General features: G+C 69.3%; 17 protein-coding genes. 8 read left to right on the top strand and 9 right to left on the bottom strand.

Annotation, left to right across the window (positions count from 1 at the left end):
• The 3 genes from ASG69_RS17545 to clpS form a co-directional block, all read right to left on the bottom strand.
• Positions 1-554, bottom strand: a 554-nt coding sequence (locus ASG69_RS17545) for a P1 family peptidase (protein WP_200933856.1), incomplete at its 3' end; no start/stop codon positions are given.
• A complete protein-coding gene (gene aosR / locus ASG69_RS17540; protein ID WP_056448931.1) occupies positions 554-1,138 on the bottom strand; it encodes an oxidative stress transcriptional regulator AosR in 585 nt (194 codons plus the stop codon). The genes aosR and ASG69_RS17545, both read right to left, overlap by 1 nt.
• Before the next feature lie 42 nt (positions 1,139-1,180).
• On the bottom strand, positions 1,181-1,492 hold the full coding sequence (gene clpS / locus ASG69_RS17535) for an ATP-dependent Clp protease adapter ClpS (RefSeq protein WP_027505488.1): 312 nt from the start codon (positions 1,490-1,492) through the stop codon (positions 1,181-1,183).
• Between the two features lie 60 nt (positions 1,493-1,552).
• Here clpS and ASG69_RS17530 point away from each other — a divergent pair, with 60 nt between their 5' ends.
• From ASG69_RS17530 to ASG69_RS17520, 3 genes are read left to right on the top strand one after another with little or no spacing between them, the layout of a single operon-like run.
• A complete protein-coding gene (locus tag ASG69_RS17530; protein ID WP_056448934.1) occupies positions 1,553-2,842 on the top strand; it encodes a nicotinate phosphoribosyltransferase in 1,290 nt (429 codons plus the stop codon).
• Positions 2,843-2,844: 2 nt separating this feature from the next.
• Positions 2,845-3,399 carry an isochorismatase family protein gene (locus ASG69_RS17525; protein WP_056448937.1) on the top strand — a complete coding sequence of 185 codons (555 nt, stop codon included), beginning with the start codon at positions 2,845-2,847 and terminating at the stop codon, positions 3,397-3,399.
• A gap of 42 nt (positions 3,400-3,441) precedes the next feature.
• Positions 3,442-5,493, top strand: coding sequence for an ATP-dependent DNA helicase (locus tag ASG69_RS17520; protein WP_056448940.1), 2,052 nt, complete (start codon positions 3,442-3,444; stop codon positions 5,491-5,493).
• An 18-nt stretch (positions 5,494-5,511) separates the two neighbouring features.
• Here the strand turns inward: ASG69_RS17520 and glgP are convergent, their stop codons facing one another.
• Positions 5,512-8,091, bottom strand: a complete 2,580-nt coding sequence (gene glgP / locus ASG69_RS17515; RefSeq protein WP_056448942.1) for an alpha-glucan family phosphorylase — start codon at positions 8,089-8,091, stop codon at positions 5,512-5,514.
• A gap of 238 nt (positions 8,092-8,329) precedes the next feature.
• On the opposite strand from glgP, the gene ASG69_RS17510 reads away from it, so the two are divergent.
• From ASG69_RS17510 to ASG69_RS17500, 3 genes are read left to right on the top strand one after another with little or no spacing between them, the layout of a single operon-like run.
• Positions 8,330-10,336: a maltotransferase domain-containing protein gene (locus ASG69_RS17510; protein WP_056448945.1), complete on the top strand. Its 2,007-nt coding sequence runs from the start codon at positions 8,330-8,332 to the stop codon at positions 10,334-10,336.
• The gene (gene glgB, locus ASG69_RS17505; RefSeq protein ID WP_056448948.1) at positions 10,333-12,549 is read left to right on the top strand and encodes a 1,4-alpha-glucan branching protein GlgB; all 2,217 of its coding nucleotides are present in this window, start codon (positions 10,333-10,335) and stop codon (positions 12,547-12,549) included. Before ASG69_RS17510 ends, glgB begins: the two co-directional genes overlap by 4 nt.
• A complete protein-coding gene (locus ASG69_RS17500; RefSeq protein ID WP_082544700.1) occupies positions 12,546-14,009 on the top strand; it encodes a metallopeptidase in 1,464 nt (487 codons plus the stop codon). The genes glgB and ASG69_RS17500 overlap by 4 nt, the downstream gene beginning before the upstream one ends.
• Here the strand turns inward: ASG69_RS17500 and ASG69_RS17495 are convergent.
• Entirely contained in the window at positions 14,006-14,887 is an 882-nt protein-coding gene (locus tag ASG69_RS17495; protein WP_056448951.1) for a tetratricopeptide repeat protein, read from the bottom strand. The genes ASG69_RS17500 and ASG69_RS17495 overlap by 4 nt on opposite strands.
• Positions 14,888-14,956: 69 nt before the next feature.
• Positions 14,957-15,349, bottom strand: a complete 393-nt coding sequence (locus tag ASG69_RS17490) for a DUF3817 domain-containing protein (RefSeq protein ID WP_082544701.1) — start codon at positions 15,347-15,349, stop codon at positions 14,957-14,959.
• A gap of 150 nt (positions 15,350-15,499) precedes the next feature.
• Here ASG69_RS17490 and mce point away from each other — a divergent pair, with 150 nt between their 5' ends.
• Both mce and ASG69_RS17480 read left to right on the top strand, forming a co-directional pair.
• Positions 15,500-15,976 carry a methylmalonyl-CoA epimerase gene (mce, locus tag ASG69_RS17485; protein WP_056448954.1) on the top strand — a complete coding sequence of 159 codons (477 nt, stop codon included), beginning with the start codon at positions 15,500-15,502 and terminating at the stop codon, positions 15,974-15,976.
• A 70-nt stretch (positions 15,977-16,046) separates the two neighbouring features.
• On the top strand, positions 16,047-17,015 hold the full coding sequence (locus tag ASG69_RS17480; protein ID WP_056448957.1) for a hypothetical protein: 969 nt from the start codon (positions 16,047-16,049) through the stop codon (positions 17,013-17,015).
• 3 nt (positions 17,016-17,018) lie between these two features.
• Here ASG69_RS17480 and ASG69_RS17475 read toward each other — a convergent pair whose 3' ends face one another.
• From ASG69_RS17475 to ASG69_RS17465, 3 genes are read right to left on the bottom strand one after another with little or no spacing between them, the layout of a single operon-like run.
• Positions 17,019-17,339 carry an ATP/GTP-binding protein gene (locus ASG69_RS17475; RefSeq protein WP_082544702.1) on the bottom strand — a complete coding sequence of 107 codons (321 nt, stop codon included), beginning with the start codon at positions 17,337-17,339 and terminating at the stop codon, positions 17,019-17,021.
• A gap of 23 nt (positions 17,340-17,362) precedes the next feature.
• Positions 17,363-18,067, bottom strand: a complete 705-nt coding sequence (gene nucS / locus ASG69_RS17470) for an endonuclease NucS (protein WP_027505475.1) — start codon at positions 18,065-18,067, stop codon at positions 17,363-17,365.
• Between the two features lie 31 nt (positions 18,068-18,098).
• Entirely contained in the window at positions 18,099-19,649 is a 1,551-nt protein-coding gene (locus ASG69_RS17465) for an adenylate/guanylate cyclase domain-containing protein (RefSeq protein ID WP_027505474.1), read from the bottom strand.
• Positions 19,650-19,720 lie beyond the last annotated feature (71 nt).

Here is a 19,720-nt window from a genome sequence, read left to right as displayed (position 1 = left end):
CCCGCCGCGGCGCCGGTCTCGATCCGTGTCGACGCGCTGCCGACGCCGCCTTTCAGGAGCCCGGCGCGTGCGCCCGTCCCCGCGCCGACGCATCCGAGCGCGAAGTCGGCGGACGCGGTTGCCGCAGCTGCTCGTCCGAACTCCGCGTCCGGTCGCACGGACCAGTCCCCCATCGGTAGATCGAAGATCACGGCGCCCGGCACGATCGGGACGACACGGTCGTCTCGGCCCATCCGCACGCCGCGCCGATGCTCCTCGAGGTGGCGCATGACTCCGTCCGCCGCCGCGAGACCGTAGGCGGAACCGCCTGTCAGCAGCACCGCGTCGATCTGCTGCACGGCGTGGGACGGATCCAGCAGGTCGGTCTCGCGGGTACCCGGCCCGCCGCCGCGGACATCGACGGCCGCGGTGACCGGCGCGTCCGTCATGACGACGGTGCAGCCGGTCGCGCGTCCGACGCCGTCGTGGTGCTCGTCGGACAGCGTGACCTCGGGATCCAGCACGTGGTGGTGTCCGACGGTCAGTCCGGCGACGTCCGACAGCAGGTCGCGCATCACGGCATGAGTACCTGGACCAGCGAGTCCTGCATCCAGGTGAGCCAGTGGTAGACGTCCAGGTGCGGTGCTCGCGGATCGTCCTCCTCGAGTTGGTCGGGGGTGTCCGCATCGATGCCGAGGGTGGTGCCGAGGGCCAGCCGGACGTCGTTCAGCCCGGTCAGCCAGGAGTCGGCCTGCTCGCGGGTGAGAACGATCTTGCCGCCGCCGTTCGGCAGCGTCGACAGGATGGTCGCGCCTGCGGCGCGCTTGATGTCGATGATGTCCGGCTCGTACAGGCTGCGGAGGGCGCCGTTGAGGTCGGCCTGCTCGGCGAGCGCGTCGGACTCGGCCGTGTCTGCGCCCTCGGGCCGGTGGAAATCGGGAAGCAACCGCGCGAGCGTGGGGTCCTCGGGAGCGGAGGTGTTGCCGGATCGCATGCCGGTGAGCTCGGCCAGGTCGTCGGTCGGCGCCTCGGCGCCCCGTCGCTCCAGCAGCCCCACCACCGACTCGACGAGCGACCGCAGGACGGCCACCTCGCGGCCGTCCATCTCCGACTTGAACTTGACGCCGCCCAGCGCGTTCTTCCGGGTCCACATGCGCACGACGACGGTCCTTCCAGAGTGGGTGAGACGAGTGTTCGAGAGTCAGACGTCGTGCTGCATGGTGGCCCACAGGCCCGCCGCGTGCAGCTTCTGCACGTCGATCTCCATCTTGTCGCGGGGCCCGCTCGAGACGACCGCCTTGCCTTCCGAGTGCACCTGCATCATCAGCTCCGTCGCCTTGTCCTTGCTGTAGCCGAACAGCTTCTGGAAGACGTAGGTGACGTAGTGCATCAGGTTGACCGGGTCGTCCCAGACGATGGTGACCCAGGGTGTGTCCGTCGCGGTGTCCTCGGACACCTCCACAGCCTCGTCGGGCGTGGCCTGCGGAAGTGTCGCGGTGAGATCCGAAGCCATGGCGCCCAGGATACGGCGTACATCGGTCGCCCCGTGACACGGTGACCGCTCTAGGGTGCAGTGGTGACCTCCACTGCGCTGTTCACCGATCAGTACGAGCTGACCATGCTGTCGGCCGCCCTCCGCGACGGTTCGGCGCATCGCGCCTGCACCTTCGAGGTGTTCGCCCGGCGGCTTCCCGACGGGCGGCGGTACGGCGTCGTCGCCGGCACGGGCCGCTTCCTCGATGCTCTGCGCGACTTCCGCTTCGGCGAGGACGAACTCGCGTCGTTGTCGTTCCTCGAGGCGGACACTCTCGACTGGCTCCGGAACTACCGGTTCGGCGGAGACATCGACGGTTACCGCGAGGGCGAACTGTTCTTCCCCGGCTCCCCCGTCCTGTCCGTGCGCGGCACCTTCGCCGAGTGCGTGATCCTCGAGACGCTCGCACTGTCGATCTACAACCACGACAGCGCCATCGCCGCCGCGGCCACCCGCATGGTCTCCGCGTCCGACGGCCGGCAGCTCATCGAGATGGGCTCTCGACGCGCCCACGAGGAAGCGGCGGTGGCCTCGTCGCGCGTCGCGTACATCTGCGGTTTCGCGGCCACGTCCAACCTCGAAGCGGTCCGCCGCCACGGCATTCCGGGCGCCGGAACCAGTGCGCACGCCTTCACGCTGCTGCACACGGGCGTCGACGGGCCGGACGAGGCCGCGGCGTTCCGCTCGCAGATCGCCGCCCTCGGTGTGGGCACCACGCTGTTGGTGGACACGTACGACATCACCGCCGGCGTCGCGACGGCCATCGAGGTGGCCGGGCCCGAGCTCGGCGGCGTGCGGATCGACTCGGGCGATCTCGGTGTCCTGGCGCGGCAGGTCCGTCGGCAGCTCGACGACCTCGGCGCCACGCGCACCCGCATCGTCGTCTCGGGCGATCTGGACGAGTACGCCATCGCCTCGCTGCGGGCCGAGCCCGTGGACACCTACGGCGTCGGCACGTCCGTCGTCACGGGATCGGGCGCACCGACCGCCGGCATGGTCTACAAACTGGTCGAGGTCGACGGCATCCCCGTGGCCAAGCGCAGTTCGCACAAGGAGTCGCGCGGTGGACGCAAGCGCGCCGTCCGCCTGGCCCGCAGCACGGGCACCGTCGTCGAGGAGCTGGTGACGAAGGCCGGCGCGCCGTTGCCCGCGACCGATCCGTACACGGTGCGGGAGCTGTCCGTACCCATGGTGCGCGGCGGCGAGATCGTGCACACCGCCACGGTCGAGGACGCACGCACGCTGGTCGCGGAGGGCCTGCGATCACTGCCCTGGGAGGGACTCGGTCTGTCCCAGGGAGATCCGGCCGTGCCGACGGTATTCTCCTGACCGTGGCCACCGCACTCGTCGTCGTCGACGTCCAGAACGATTTCTGTGAAGGCGGCTCGCTGGCCGTCGAGGGCGGGGCGCGAGTCGCCGCCGCCGTCAGCACGCTCGTCGCCGGTGCGAGCTACGACGCCGTCGTCGCGACACGTGATCACCACATCGACCCCGGCGCCCACTTCTCCGAGACCCCGGACTACGTCGACAGCTGGCCGCGGCACTGCGTCGTCGGCACACCCGGCTGCGACTTCCACCCCGATCTCGACCTCACCCCGATCGAGGCAGTCTTCTCGAAGGGCGAGTACGACGCGGCCTACTCCGGTTTCGAGGGTGCCGACGAGTCCGGCACAGGCCTCGCGGAGTGGCTCCGCGCTCGGAACATCGACGCCGTCCACGTCGTCGGCCTGGCCACCGATCACTGCGTCCGCGCCACGGCCCGCGACGCCGCGCGCGCCGGCTTCGAGACGACGGTGCTGCTGGACTACTGCGCCGCGGTGAGCCCCACGACGGTGCCGGCAGTTCTCGCCGAACTCGCCGACGAGGGTGTACACGCCGACCGCTGACCGAGAGCCCGACGCGTCGGCACACCGGCGTAACCTCGCACGGTGCCGACGAAGTCGAAGTCCGAGTTGCCCACCGTTCCGAGTCTGCTCAGCACCGCGGTGACGGCGCTCGGCGGCACCGAGCGCACGGCCCAGCTCACCATGGCCTCGGCCGTCGCGCACAGCATCGACACCGGCGAGCACCTCGCGGTGCAGGCGGGCACCGGCACCGGCAAGTCGCTCGCCTACCTGGTTCCGTCGCTGCGGCACGCGGTGACGTCGGGGAAGACCGTCGTCGTGTCCACGGCGACCATCGCGCTGCAGCGTCAGCTGGTCGACCGCGACCTGCCGCGTCTGTCGAAGGCTCTCACCACGGCCCTCGCGCACGAACCGACATTCGCGATCCTCAAGGGCCGCGGCAACTACCTGTGCCTCAACAAACTGCACGGCGCACCGTCCGACGCTCCGGAGGAGGAGCTGTTCGATGCCTTCGCCGTGTCGCGGCTCGGCCGTGAGGTCAAGCGCATCACCGAGTGGTCCTCGGACACCGAGACCGGTGACCGCGACGAGCTGAACCCGGGCGTGTCCGATCAGGCCTGGCGGCAGATGAGCGTGACCTCCCGCGAGTGTCTGGGGAAGTCGCGCTGCCCCTACGGCGAGGACTGCTTCGCCGAACTCGCTCGGGTGGACGCGGCGCGCGCCGACGTCGTGGTCACCAATCACGCGATGCTCGCCATCGACGCCATCACCGGCATCTCGGTGCTGCCCGAACACGACGTCGTCGTGGTGGACGAGGCGCACGAGCTCGTGGACCGGGTGACGTCCGCGGCGACGGCGGAGATGTCCGCGACCGCGGTCGGCGCCGCCATGCGTCGCTGCGGGAAGCTCGTGGAGGACGAGATCCTCGACCGACTGGCCGGCGCCGCAGAGGGTTTCGCCGCGTTGCTCGACGAACTCGAGGGCGGACGCTGGGAGGAGTTGCCCCCCGGCGCGTCCCAGACGATCGCGAGCATCCGCGACGCCGCGTGGGCCGTGCGCACGGCCATCGGGCCGGCCAAGCAGGGCGGCGCCGCCGCGGACCCCGACGCGGCGGCCGCGCGGACCGCGGCTCTCGCCGCCATCGACGACGTGCACGACACCGCGGTGCGCATTCTCGAGACGTACGAGGAGAGCGATCCCGCGAAGCGGCGGGACGTGGTGTGGTTGGCCGTCGACGAGTTCCGCGGCGTCGTGAAGCGGGTGGTCCGGGTGGCACCGCTGTCCGTCGGCGGACTGCTCCGGACCCGGCTGTTCGCGGAGTCGACCGTGGTCCTCACCTCCGCGACGCTCACCGTGGGCGGCTCGTTCGACGGTCTCGCTGTCAACTGGGGTCTGCCGGCCGCCAATCCCACCCGCGTCGACGCGGCCCTCGCGACCGGCACCGAGGCACCGTCCGACGCGGACACGTTCCGGTGGAACTCGCTCGACGTGGGATCGCCGTTCGACCACGGCAGGGCCGGCATCCTCTACATCGCCAAGCACCTCACCGCACCGGGGCGCGACGGTACGTCGCCGAGTCAGCTCGACGAGATAGCGGGGCTCGTGCGCGCCGCGGGTGGCCGCACTCTGGGACTGTTCTCGTCGATGCGGGCGGCGAAGGCCGCGGCGGCCGAGATGCGCGAACGGCTGGACACCCCCGTGCTGTGCCAGGGCGACGACGCCACCGGCGCCCTGGTCGAGCGCTTCGCGCAGGACGAGGCCACGTCACTGTTCGGCACGCTCTCCCTGTGGCAGGGCGTCGACGTCCCCGGTCGGTCACTGACCCTCGTGATCGTCGACCGCATCCCGTTCCCGCGACCCGACGATCCGCTGCTGGTGGCGCGGCAGCGCGCCGTCGAGTCGCGCGGAGGCAACGGGTTCCTCGCCGTCGCCGCGAACCACGCGGCGCTACTGCTGGCCCAGGGTGTCGGCCGACTGCTCCGCAGCGTCGACGACAAGGGCGTCGTCGCGGTGCTCGACTCCCGACTGGCCACGGCGCGATACGGCGGCTACCTCCGGGCGTCGCTCCCACCGTTCTGGGAGACGACGGACCCGGAGATCGTGCGCAAGGCGCTGACGCGCCTCACCGCCACCTAGACCTGAACCTGGAGGGACCTACATCGGGGACGGACCCGCGACCCGACCGAGCTCGGCGTCTCCCGCGAGCAGCGGATGGTGCGGCAGGACCCGCACCGTGTATCCGACCGACCCGGAGAGCGGCAGCGTCGTGTCGGCGAGGAACCGCTCGCCGCCCGCGGCCGATCCCTGGTGCAGCATCGGGACCGTCACGACGTCGCCGAGCTGCTCGTCCTGATCGACGTGGCCGAACACGGCCTGCACGGACACGTCCGACGGGCCGAGTCCGCCGAGCCCCACCGTCGCGGACAGGGTGAGTGTCGAACCCAGCACCGGGGTGTCCGGCAGCCCGTCCGCCTCGACGTCGGTCACCGTGACCGCGGGCCACGCCGCATCGACGCGGCGCCGATAGTCGGCCATGGCCTTCGCACCGGCGTAGTCGTCGGAGATCGCCGCCGCACCCGCCCGGGTGGCGGGACCGTAGTACTGCTGCGTGTAGTCGCGAACCATCCTGGACGCCAACACCTTCGGGCCCGTGACCGTGAGGGTGTGCCGCACCATCTCGACCCAGCGCGCCGGCAACCCGTCGTCGCCCCGGTCGTAGAACTTGGGGAGCACCGACTTCTCGAGCAACTCGTACAGCGCCGCGGCCTCGAGATCGTCGCGGCGGTTCTCGTCGACGACGCCGTCGGCGGTGGGGATGGCCCAGCCGTTCTCCCCGTCGTACATCTCGTCCCACCATCCGTCCCGGATGGAGAGGTTCAGTCCACCGTTGAGAGCGGACTTCATGCCCGAGGTGCCGCACGCCTCGAGCGGCCGCAACGGGTTGTTGAGCCAGACGTCGCATCCCCAGTAGAGGTAGCGGGCCATCGACATGTCGTAGTCGGGCAGGAAGACGATACGGTGCCGAACGTCGTGCTGATCGGCGAATCGCACGATCTGCTGGATCAGGGCCTTGCCACCGTCGTCCGCGGGGTGCGACTTGCCGGCCACCACCAGCTGTACCGGGCGGACCGGATCGAGCAGCATGGCGCGCAGGCGCTCCGGTTGCCGCAGCATCAACGTCAGTCGCTTGTAGGTGGGGACACGGCGCGCGAATCCGACCGTGAGCACCGACGGGTCGAACACGTCGTCCGTCCACGCGAGTTCGGCGTCGGTGGACCCGCGCTCGAGGGCCGAATGGCGCACGCGGCGGCGCACTTCCGCGACCAGATCGGACCGCAGCGCCGAACGCGTCTCCCACAGGTCCGATGCGGAGACCTCGGCCAGCTGCTCCCAGCCCTGCGCCTCCTCCATCGTGCGGGTTCCCACCGTGCGCGCCGCGAGGTCGAGCCACCGCTGCGACGCCCACGTCGGTGCGTGCACGCCGTTGGTGACCGAGCCGATGGGGACGTCGGACGCGTCGAATCCGGGCCAGAGTTCGTCGAACATGCCGCGACTGACGATGCCGTGGAGCTTGGAGACTCCGTTCGCGCGCTGCGCCGACCGCAGCCCCATGTGGGCCATGTTGAACACCGCGGGGTCGCTCTCGCGGCCGAGTTCGAGGATGCGTTCCATCTCGATGCCGGGCAGCAGCGACGACTCCGCCGTGCCGTCGCCGAAGTAGAGGCGCACCAGATCCGCGGGGAAGCGGTCGATACCGGCGGGCACGGGAGTGTGCGTCGTGAAGACGGTGGACGCTCGCACCGCGGCGAGCGCGGAATCGAAGTCCAGCCCGCCCGCGTGCAGTTCACGGATGCGCTCGAGACCGAGGAAGCCGGCGTGGCCCTCGTTCATGTGGAAGACGCTGGGCGCGGGAAGCGAGTGGTACTCGGTGTAGGCGCGCACGGCGCGGACGCCGCCGACCCCGGCCAGGATCTCCTGCTTCACCCGGTGGTCCTGATCGCCGCCGTAGAGGCGATCGGTCACGCCGCGCAGCTCGGGATCGTTGTCGGCGATGTCGGAGTCCAGCAGCAGCAGCGGGATGCGTCCGACCTGGGCGATCCAGATACGCGCGCGCAGCACGCGGTCGCCCGGCATCGCGACGTGGACGAGCACCGGGGAATCGGACTCGTCGGTGAGCAGTCGCAGCGGCAGACCCTGCGGGTCGAGGGACGGATACCGCTCGGCCTGCCAGCCGTCGGCCGTCAGCGACTGGCGGAAGTACCCGGAGCGGTACAGCAGGCCCACGCCGATGAGGGGCAACCCCAGATCGGACGCGGCCTTGAGGTGATCGCCGGCGAGGATGCCGAGACCACCGGAGTAGTTGGGCAGCACCTCGGAGACGCCGAACTCCATCGAGAAGTACGCGATGCCCACCGGCAGATCCGCACCGGAGTCGACCTGCTGCTGGAACCATCGGGGTTGCGCCAGGTAGAGGTGCAGATCGGCGACGAGATCATCCACGCGCTGCACGAACGCGTCGTCGTTCGCCAGGTCCTCGAGGCGGGACGAGCGCACCTCGCCGAGGATGCGCACCGGATCGCGGTCACCACTGACCCACAGGTCCGGATCGATGCTCTCGAACAGCTCCAGGGTCGGCGGATGCCACGACCATCGCAGGTTGACGGACAGTTCGGCGAGTCCGGAGAGTCGGGCCGGGAGCTGCGCGCGGACGGTGAATCTGCGGAGTGCTTTCACGATTCCGAAGACTACTGCGGGCGACCGCCGCGCACCGTGGTTCCGCGTTTGCCGAGGAGCCGTTCGGGTACTTCTCCCGGTGGCGTCCGAGACTGCCGCGTGCCTCGTCCGCAGGTCGCGTCGGTGCTCTCGGTCGGTTTCGAGAAAGACCGGGGCATCTCGTCTACGGTTGACTTCGAGCTCAGCCCGACAACCCGACATCGACAGAACTGCGACAACCAGCAGAAAAGGGGCTTCGGTGACAGGCCGTATCGGCATCGACGACGTACTACCCAACACATCGTCCGGTAAGTATCCCGCCAAGGCCGTTGTGGGAGAGACATTCCCGATCACGGCCGCGGTGTGGCGCGAGGGGCACGACGCCGTCAACGCGACGTTGGCGGTTCGCGGGCCCGGCCAGGGCAAGTCGGTCCACATCCCGATGGTCCCCGGCGAGCAGCCGGACATCTTCCACGGTGTGTTCACTCCCGACGCCGAAGGCTTCTGGATCGCCCGCATCGAGGGCTGGGGTGATCCGATCGCCACCTGGATGCATGCGGTCGAGGCGAAACTCGGCGTGGGCCAGGGGCCGGCCGAACTGGCCAACGATCTCGAGACCGGCGCACGCCTGTTCGAACGCGCCGCGAAGAACGTCGGTCGCTCGGAGAAGCCACTGCTCGAGAACGTCGTGACGGCGCTGCGGAGCGACGCACCGCTGCCGTCACGCGTCGCACCGGCGTTCACGCCCGAGGTGCGCGAGATCCTGCACGAGACGCCGCTGCGCGAGCTGGTGACGCGCGGCGAGGCGATCAACGTCTGGGTCGACCGCCGCGAGGCACTCGTCGGCTCGTGGTACGAGCTCTTCCCCCGCTCCACGGGCGGCTGGAACGAGGACGGCACTCCTCGCCACGGCACGTTCGAGACCACCATCGGCGCGCTCCCCCGCGTGGCGGCCATGGGCTTCGACGTCGTCTACTTCCCGCCGATCCATCCGATCGGCAAGGTGAATCGCAAGGGCCGCAACAACACTCTGACCCCGGGACCCACCGACGTGGGCTCGCCGTGGGCCATCGGCTCGTCCGAGGGCGGCCACGACGCGGTGCATCCCGAGCTGGGGACGGTCAAGGAGTTCCGCGCACTCGTCACGGCCGCGCGCAAGCTCGGCCTCGAGATCGCCCTGGACCTCGCCCTGCAGTGCGCCCCGGACCACCCCTGGGCCGCCGCACATCCCGACTGGTTCACCGTGCTCCCCGACGGCACCATCGCCTACGCGGAGAACCCACCCAAGAAGTACCAGGACATCTACCCGGTCAACTTCGACAACGATCGCAAGGGCATCTACGCGGAGGTGCTGCGCGTCGTCAAGTTCTGGATCAGCCAGGGAGTCAAGATCTTCCGGGTCGACAACCCGCACACCAAGCCACCGGACTTCTGGGAGTGGCTCATCGCCGAGGTCAAGAAGACGCACCCCGACGTGCTCTTCCTCGCCGAGGCGTTCACGCGTCCCGCGCGGCTCTACGGTCTTGCGCGACGCGGTTTCACGCAGTCCTACACGTACTTCACGTGGCGCACGGCCAAGTGGGAGCTCACGGAGTTCGGACAGGAGATCGCCGCCAAGGCCGATCTGGGTCGACCCAACCTGTTCGTCAACACGCCGGACATCCTCCACGAGAGCCTGCAGAAGGGCGGCCCCGGCATGTTCGCGCTGCGTGCCGCTCTCGCCGCCACCCTGTCCCCCACGTGGGGCGTGTACTCGGGATACGAACTCTACGAACACGTTCCGGTGCGCGAGGGCAGCGAGGAGTACCTCGACACAGAGAAATTCGAGTTGCGCCCCCGCGACTTCGAGGGCGCACGGGCTCGCGGCGAATCGCTCGAGCCGTGGTTGACCATGCTCAACGCCGTCCGCAAGGCGCACCCGGCGTTGCAGCAGTTGCGCAACATCCACTTCCACCACGTCGACAACGACGCGATCATCGCCTACTCGAAGTTCGACGCGGTGACCGGTGACGCGGTGCTGGTCGTGATCAACCTGAACCCGTTCGGCGCCGAGGAAGGCACCGTCTGGCTCGACATGCCGCAGATCGGCCGCGACTGGCAGGAGCACCTGACGGTCACCGACGAGGTGAGCGGTCAGCAGTTCCAGTGGGGCCAGGCCAACTACGTCAAGCTCGAGCCGTGGCGGTCGGTCGCCCACATCCTGGCGCTGCCGCCCGTCCCGTTCCCCGCCCGCACCGAACTCGCCTTCCGGAAGGAGATCTCATGACGGAACGCACTACCCCCGGCGCGAGCACGGACACCCTCGCCGCTCCCGGTGATCACGACCTCTCGCTGCTCGCCCGCGGGCAGCACCACGACCCCCACTCCGTTCTCGGCGCGCACCCCATGCCGGGCGGCACCGCCATCCGGGCGTTGCGTCCCAACGCTCTCAGCGTCACCGCGGTCATCGGCGGGAAGGACCACGAGCTCACACACGTCGCGCACGGTGTGTTCTCGGCCCTGGTGCCGGTGGAGGACCTCGCGGACTACCGGCTCCGCGTCGAGTACCCGGGCGGTCACCAGGTGACCGTCGCCGATGGCTACCGCTTCCTGCCGACCCTCGGCGAGCTCGATCTCCATCTCTTCGGAGAGGGGCGCCACGAACGACTCTGGGACATCCTCGGAGCGCATCTGCAGAGCTACACCACGCCCGACGGACCCGTGAACGGCACCTCGTTCGCGGTGTGGGCCCCGGGCGCCGTCGGCGTCACCGTCGTCGGCGAGTTCGACGGCTGGGGCGGACAGACCTGGCCGATGCGCGTGCTCGGCACCACCGGTGTGTGGGAGCTGTTCGTCCCCGACATCGGCGCCGGCACGCTGTACAAGTTCCGGGTGCACGGCAAGGACGGCTCGGTGAAGGACAAGGCCGACCCGATGGCCTTCGCCACCGAGGTCCCGCCGTCGACGGCGTCGGTCGTGAACCAGTCGTCGTACGAGTGGTCGGACGGTGACTGGATCACCGCCCGCGCCGAGCTGGAACCGCACCGGGCGCCGATGAGCGTGTACGAGGTGCATCTCGCCTCCTGGCGCCCCGGACTGAACTATCGCGAACTGGCGGAACAGCTCTCGGCTCACGTACGCGAGACCGGCTTCACCCACGTCGAGCTGCTGCCCGTCGCCGAACACCCCTTCGGTGGATCGTGGGGATACCAGGTCACCTCGTACTACGCACCGACGTCGCGCTTCGGCACCCCCGACGACTTCCGCGCCTTCGTCGACCTCCTGCACCGTGACGGCATCGGTGTCATCGTCGACTGGGTCCCGGCGCACTTCCCCAAGGACGACTGGGCCCTCGCGCGGTTCGACGGCTCCCCGCTCTACGAGCACGGCGACCCGCAGCGAGGCGAGCAGTTGGACTGGGGCACCTACGTCTTCGACTTCGGTCGTACCGAGGTGCGCAACTTCCTCGTCGCCAACGCGCTGTACTGGATCGAGGAGTTCCACATCGACGGGCTCCGCGTCGACGCGGTCGCGTCGATGCTCTACCTGGACTACTCGCGCCCCGAGGGTGGGTGGAGCCCCAACATCTACGGCGGTCGCGAGAATCTCGAGGCCGTGGCGTTCCTGCAGGAGATGAACGCGACCGTGCACAAGCTGCACCGCGGCGTCGTCACCGTGGCCGAGGAGTCGACCTCGTGGCCCGGCGTCACGCGTCCCACCAGCGTGGGCGGCCTCGGCTTCTCCATGAAGTGGAACATGGGCTGGATGCACGACACGCTCGGGTACATCGGGCGCGATCCGATCCACCGCGCGTACCACCACCACGAGGTCACGTTCTCCCTGGTCTACGCCTGGAGCGAGAACTTCGTGCTACCCATCAGCCACGACGAGGTCGTGCACGGGAAGGGCACGCTCTGGTCCCGCATGCCGGGTGACGACTGGGCGAAGGCCGCGGGTCTGCGCGGCATGCTCGCCTACATGTGGGCGCATCCCGGCAAGCAACTGCTGTTCATGGGCCAGGAGTTCGGCCAGACGGCCGAGTGGTCCGACGAGCGCGGTCTCGACTGGTGGGAGATCGGCGACGAGGGAAGCGGCTCGCTGCACCGCGGTGTGCAGCAACTGGTCGGCGACCTCAACCGCACGTACGTCGCGGGCCCGGAGTTCTGGACACAGGACGGCTCGCCCAGCGGCTTCTCGTGGATCGACGCCAACGACACCGCGAACAACGTGCTGAGCTTCCTGCGCTTCGGCGACGACGGCTCCGTCACGGCCTGCCTGTTCAACTTCTCCGGTTCCCCGCACGGCGACTATCGTGTTGGATTACCCGAGCCGGGCCGATGGGTCGAGATCCTCAACACCGACGCGGAGGTCTACGGCGGTTCGGGAGTGGGCAACCTCGGTGAGGTCACCGCGACCGAGCACTCGTGGCACGGTCGTCCGGCATCCGCTCGGGTCGCCCTTCCGCCCTACGGAGCGATCTGGCTCAGACTGGAGAGATGATGCGCGGGGCTCGCGTCCGGTTCGGCTGGTCCGCGAGCCTCCTCGCACTCGCCGTCACCACTGCGCTCACCTCGTGTGGCGCGGTGGTGACGGGCTCCCCCGTCTCCATCTACGACGACCCCTTCACCGTCGCCGGTCTCCCCGTCACGGACGGCCCGTCCGGCCCCAGACCCGGTGTCTCCCATGCCCAGCTCGACGTCGACGGCGCAGCCGGAACGGACGTCGACCTGCTCGCGACGGATGCCGTGGACGACATCCAGAAGTTCTGGCGCACCACGTACTCGACGCTGTTCCGCGGATCCTTCCAGCCCGTCCGGTCGCTGGTGTCCTGGGACGCCACCGCCGACGCCGGCGAGGGTCCGCTCTTCTGCAGCGAACCGACGGACGGACTCGCCAACGCCGGATACTGCTCACTCGACGACAGCATCGGCTGGGACCGTGGTCTGCTCATGCCGGCCATGATCGACGCCTTCGGACCCATGTCGGTGGTCATGGTGCTCGCCCACGAGTACGGCCACGCCGTGCAGACGCAGTCCGGCCTCGTCGGGGACGACGACCCGACCATCGTCGCCGAGCAACAGGCAGACTGCTTCGCGGGCGCCTTCATGCGCCATGTCGCCGAGGGCGACTCGACCCACTTCACGCTCGACACCTCGGACGGGTTGAACGACGTCCTCGCGGCCACCGTGGCCGTCCGCGACGTCGACCCCGGTGATCCCGACTCGGTGCACGGCTCCGCGTTCGAACGGGTCACCGCCGCCCAGATCGGCTTCACCGACGGCGCCGGGGCCTGCACGCGCATCGACGAGAAGGAGGTCGAGTCGCGGCGCTCGACCCTTCCCCAACAGTTCGACAGCCCTCTCGACACCGGCGAGCTCCCCGTCACGCAGGACTCGCTCGAGCAGTTCGCCGCGACGTTCGAACAGGTGATGCCCACCACGGATCCCCCGACGGTCGACTACTCCGGCGCCGACACCGGGTGCGCGGACGCGCTCACCACCGAACCGGTCTCCTACTGCCCCTCCACCAACACGATCGGTATCTCGGTCGACGCGCTGGCCGATCGCGGACGTCCCACCGAGGTGAGCGAGGACGACATCGTGCCTCTCGACGTCACCGGCGACTACGGCGCCTATGTCCTCTTCGTCTCCCGGTACGTGCTGGCCGTGCAGAACGAGGCCGGCCAGGGCCTGACGGACGCCCGAGCCGCGCTCCGGTCGGCGTGCCTGTCGGGAGTGGTCACCGCAGCGCTGAGTCCTTCCGACACGGCCGCGGCGCAGAGGTCGACGGTGACACTGTCACCGGGCGACCTCGACGAGGCGGTGTCGGGTCTGTTGTCGGACGGGCTCGCCGCGAGTGACGTGGACGGTCGCACGGTCCCCAGCGGCTTCGCGCGCGTCGACGCGTTCCGCTGGGGCGTGCTGGGTGGCCGGGAGGCGTGCGACGGCCGCTACTCCTAGTAGAGGGCGGACGCCAGCTTGCGTCGAGCGGTGACCACCAGCGGATCCGCCGGGTCGAAGAGCTCGAACAACTCCAGCAACCGGGCGCGAGCACGGGCGCGATCGTCCTCACGCGTGCGCCGGACCAGCTCCACGACACGAGCGAACGAGTCCTCGGTCCGCTGCTGATACAGCAACGCGTCGGCCGCCTGGAGACCGAGATCGACGTCGTCCGGCGCCGCGTCGGCCTGCTCGACGATGTCGTCCGGCAGCCCCTGGACGCGTGCCAGGAATCGGACCTGACGCACGCCGTTCAGTGCCTGCTTGTTGGCCGGCTCGGCGTCGACGATCTCCTGGAAGGCCGCCTCGGCACCCGCGAGGTCACCCTCGGCGAGCGCGGCCTCGGCTGCGTCGAAGCGCGGGTCCTCGGGCTCGGGGGCCGGTTCGTCGGCGTTCGGGACACCGGTCAGCTTCCCCTCGACGGCGCGGGCGATGGCCGCCAACCACTCACGCAGGCTCTCCTCGGGCTGCAGGCCCTGCAGATCCGCGAGGGGCTGGCCTGCCGCGACGGCGACCAGCGTGGGAACGGCCTGCACGCCGAAGGCCTGCGCGATGCGCGGATTGACGTCGACGTCGACGTTGGCGAGCACCCAGGCGCCGTCACCCTCGACCGCGAGGGCCTCGAGGGACTGCGTCAGCTGCAGCGACTGCGGGGAGCGCGGCGACAGCAGATTGACGATCACGGGGACCTGGCTCGAGCGCACCAACACCTCGGCCTCGAAGTCCACCTCCGTCACCGTGACGGAGACCGCGAGACCGTTGGCGGCGGTGGGAGACGGCGGCGCGGACGCGGCCTGCGCCTTGGCCTTGAGCGCCGAGAGGTCGACCGCGCCGGACATGGCGGCGGCTGCCGCGGCCGACGGACGTACTGGTGGGCGAGATCCGGGTCGAGTCACGAGGTTATTTTGTCACTCCGCCGCGGCCCGCGGCGATGCGGCTCCGGCCGATCGAACCAGACGTCCGGTCCTCGACGCCCACACCTCGAAGACGATGGTGCCGAAGGGCGGGATGCTCGCGAGGAGTGCGAGCACCGTGACGCCCTTGCTCCACCGCAACGCGAGGGCGGTCAGCACGGTGATCACGAGGTACAGGACGAAGACCGCGCCGTGCAGCATGCCCGGGATCCGGACACCACTGTCGATGTTGGGGTCGGGGACGTACTTGACAGCCATGCCGATGAGCAGCGCGACCCAAGTGACGGCTTCCGCGACCGCCACGACGCGGAACCACCGCACGATCGGCGGCTGCGAGACCGTGGAGGACGCGGCAGGTGCGGTGCTGGAGAGCTGGTTGTCGGCCATGTGTCCATTCTGCCGCAGTCGGTGAACGGTCCTCGACCATCGGCGGCGTCGCCTTGGCCACACAGAGTTGGCGGTCGTCCAGAGATGCCGACGATCGATTGTGACCCAGACCACGCCCGAACTGCCGGAAGAAAGGTCTAACGTCAAAGTATGACGACCACCGACGAGCACACGACGGCGACCGCGGACGCGGTGACGGCAGGCCTCGTGACGGCCATCGACCACGTGGGGATCGCAGTGGCCGACCTCGACGTCGCCCTCGAGTTCTACCGGGACCACTTCGGGATGACGGTGACCCACCGCGAGGTCAACGAGAGCCAGGGTGTCGTCGAGGCGATGATCTCCGTTCCCGGTGCCGCCGACGGCGCCGCGCAGATCCAGCTCCTCGCTCCCCTCGACGAGACGTCGACCATCGCCAAGTTCCTCGACCGGAACGGTCCCGGCCTGCAGCAGCTCGCCTTCCGCGTCCGCGACGTCGAGAAGACCGCGGCGTTCCTCCGCGAGCGTGGTGCCCGGTTGCTGTACGACGCTCCCCGCCGCGGTACCGCCGATTCCCGGATCAATTTCGTGCACCCCAAGGATGCCGGCGGCGTCCTCGTCGAACTGGTCGAGCCCGCCGCGAGCTGACCCCTCCCCGGAACCCGTCGTGATCAGCACCCGACGGCCGAAACGGGGCGCGTGACGGTAGGTTGTCCGCATGGCACCAGAGAACGTCAGCGGCAGCAGCTCCCTGCCCTTCAGCGTGGTCCGCAAGGGGTACGACAAGGACGAGGTTCAGCGGTACTTCGAGCGGTTCGATGCCGAGCTCCGCGTCATCGCGACCGATCGCGACGCGGCGGCCGCGCAGGCCCGCGATCTCGCGGTCCAGCTCGAGGACGCCCGCGACGAGATCGACGATCTCCGTAAGGACATCGATCGGCTCTCGGTCCCCCCGACCACCGCCGAGGGCATGAGCGATCGCATCTCTCGCATGCTGCGACTCGCCTCGGACGAGGCGTCCGAGGTGCGCGCCAAGGCCGAGGCCGACGCTGCCGAACTCGTGTCCGTGGCCGAGCAGGACGCCACCCGCATGCGCGGCGAGTACGAGGGCCTGGTCGCCGAGCTCAAGGACCGACGGTCCGCACTCGAGACCGAGCACGAGCAGACCATGGCCGAGGCACGCACAGCCGCCGCCCGCATCGTCGAGGAGGCGCAGGCCGAGCGTGATCGCCTCGCCGCCGAGGCCGAGAAGAAGCGCGCCGCGGTGCAGGAGGACTTCGAGATCACGATGGCCGATCGCCGCACCAAGGTGATGAACGCCGTCGACGAGCTCGAAGCCGACTCCAAGGCCGAGGCGGATCGTCGGCTCGCCGATGCCACCGCCGAGGCCAAGCGTCGGCTCCAGGCCGCCACCGAGCAGTCGGAGCGCCGCATCGCTCACGCCAAGGAGCTCGCCGAGGAACTGCGAGTCCTGCGTGGCCGGGTGCTCGCTCAGCTGCTCGGCATCCGCGGCCAACTCGATTCCGTGCCGGCCATGCTCGCCTCGGTCAACCGGGAGAGCGAACTGCTCGACGCACCGTTGGCGCCGGACGATCTCGAGATCGACGAGTCACTCCTCGACGATGCACCGGCCGAGACGTCGACCGAGCGCTCCTCGAACGGCCAGTCGAGCTCGACCCAGTCGTGAGAGTCAGGACCACCTGCGGGTGAGCCCGCGGGTACCGCGTCCGGACCAGCAACCCGTGTGCCAGTGCCGCCTGTCGTCGGGTCCGCCGAGTTTCTCGGCGGGCCAGACGACCACGTGCGCCACACCGGGCATGATCTCGTGGTCGCAGCCGGGGCACCGATAGGTCTTGGTCGCACGAGCGCCGGGAATCGGGCGCACGACGTACTCCTCGTCGCCGTCGAAGGACGGGCCGCGCTCCACTCGCGCCGTGGCGTCACCGAACGTCGGCGCGGGTCGCCCAGGTCGGCCCGACCGGCCGGCTCGTTGGTTGTTGCGTCTCGGCACTCGACCGATGGTAGGCGACCGCGTCAGAAGAGCGTGAACGCGGACGATTCGATTCCGCGGAGCGAGTCGTAGTCCAGTGTGAGGCAACGAATCCCGCGATCCTCCGCGAGCGTCTTCGCCTGCGGCTTGATCTGCTGGGCCGCGAACACGCCCCGCACCGGAGCCAGCAGTGGATCACGGTTCAGGAGTTCGAGATAGCGAGTCAGCTGCTCGACACCGTCGATGTCTCCTCGACGCTTGATCTCCACCGCGACCGTCGCACCGTCCTCGGCGCGGCACAGAAGGTCCACGGGTCCGATCGCCGTCGGGTACTCCCGGCGTACCAGGGTGTACCCGTCACCGAGCGTGTGCACGTGCTCGGCGAGCAGTTCCTGCAGATGGGACTCGACGCCGTCCTTGGTCAGACCCGGATCGACACCCAGCTCGTGGCTGCTGTCGAGTTCGATGTCCTCGATCGTGATGCGCAGTTCCTCGCCGGCCTTGTTGGTCACGACCCACAGCTGTCGGTCCGCGGGCACGACGTCGCCGTCGGCAGGGAGAGCCTCTGCAGGGTTCTCGACCAGCCAGCACGGCGGCGTCATCCAGTTGAGCGGCTTGTACGCCCGATCGTCCGCGTGGACGCTCACGGATCCGTCGGACTTGACGAGCAGTAGACGCTTCGCCCACGGCAGATGGGCCGTCAACCGGCCGACGTAGTCGACCTGACACCGAGCAATGACCAGACGCACCGGGCCACCCTATCGACCGTGTGGGCCGCCGTCAGGCAGGGGTCGCGAGCTGCGTCTCCTCCGACCGCCCCCGCAACGTCACGCTCTTGCCGAACGACCACTCGTCACTCGACTGATTGTGGGCGTGCTCCACCGTGCGTGCCGACGCCACCAGACGCCCGTCCGCAGACTTGGCGAGCTCGGACAACCGGGCCGCCTCGTTCACCGGATCTCCGATGACCGTGTACTCGAATCGTTGCTTCGCACCGATGTTGCCCGCGACGGCTCGCCCGGACGCGATACCGATGGCTGCCTGGCAGTCCGGGACCTCGTTCTCGAGTCGCCGCATGATGGCGCGAGCCGCGCTGAGGGCCTCCCCGCAGTGATCGTCGAGATCGCCGGGAGCACCGAAGATGGCCAGCGCCGCATCGCCCTCGAACTTGTTGACGAAACCGTGATGCTTGTCCACCTCGTCGACCACCACGTCGAAGAAGCGGTTCAACAGATCCACCACCTGCGCCGGGGGCTGGGAGGCAGCCAGCTCCGTGGATCCGATCAGGTCGATGAAGAAGACGGCGATGTCGCGCTCCTCGCCGCCGAGCTCGGGATTGCTCTTCAGCGCGGCCTCGGCGACCTCCATGCCGACGTGGCGACCGAACAGGTCCCGGATCTTGTCCCGCTCGGCGAGGCCCTCGGCCATGCGGTTGAAGCCGCTCTGCAGTTCGCCGAGCTCGGTGCCGTCGTAGACGGACACCCGTGCGTCGAGGTTGCCGCGTTCGATCTCGACCATCGCCGAGCGCACGTTGTCGATGGGCGCCGTCGTCGCCAGACCGCCGAGCAGCGTCAGCGCGAAGCCGAACAGGAACGTGATGCCGCCGAGCGCGAGGATGGCGACCGCGAACTGGTCGGCGGTGGTGTCATCGCGGATGAACGAGGCGATGGCGATGACCATGAGTCCCGCCACTGGGACGCCGGTACCCAGGAGCCACGAGAGGATGGAGCGCCCCATCACCCCGGCGATACGGATACGGCGGAGATCGCCGGCCTCGAGAGCACGCGCCGCCGCCGGGCGCAGAGCGAACTCCGTCAGCAGGTAGCTGAACGCGCAGACGGTCGCACCACCGAACGCGATGGTGAACGCGACCTTGGGGATGGAGTTGGGATCGATGATGCCGTCGGCCGTCGTGACGATGACGAGCCCGCCGATCCAGAGGCCGATCTGCAACCGGGTGAGCCGCCACGGCATCGCCAGCGTGCGCTTCTGTTCCTTGCGGGTGGGCACGCGGTCCTCGATGGCCCAGCGCAGTCCCTTGACGGTGCGCTTGGTTCCCCACCCCACTCCGATGAGGAACGCGACCACGAGGTAGCACGGGATGAGGATGAAGTTCACCCACCAGTACTCACGGGGCGTGACGACGTCCGGCCCCGGCACGACCACGCTGATGAGTGCACCCACGATCACGGCGCCGATCGCGTTGGCGCCCAGCAGGAAGACGGTGAGCAGAATCTGCACCCGGATACGCCGGCGACGCGGTGATTCCTCGGTGTGCCCGAGCAGCGGGGAGCCCAGAGGTGATATCGAGCGTCGTGGTTTCTGCGGCATGGTGGATACGAGACTATCCCGGCGCGCGTGCGACGGGACTCTGCTTGATCGGACTGTGTCCGGACACCGAT

It is taken from the genome of Rhodococcus sp. Leaf225 (assembly GCF_001426145.1).
In the GTDB taxonomy this organism is placed as follows: Bacteria; Actinomycetota; Actinomycetes; order Mycobacteriales; family Mycobacteriaceae; genus Rhodococcoides.
Note: the sequence above shows the minus strand (reverse complement) of the source record. Positions and strands in the feature narration are given on the sequence as shown.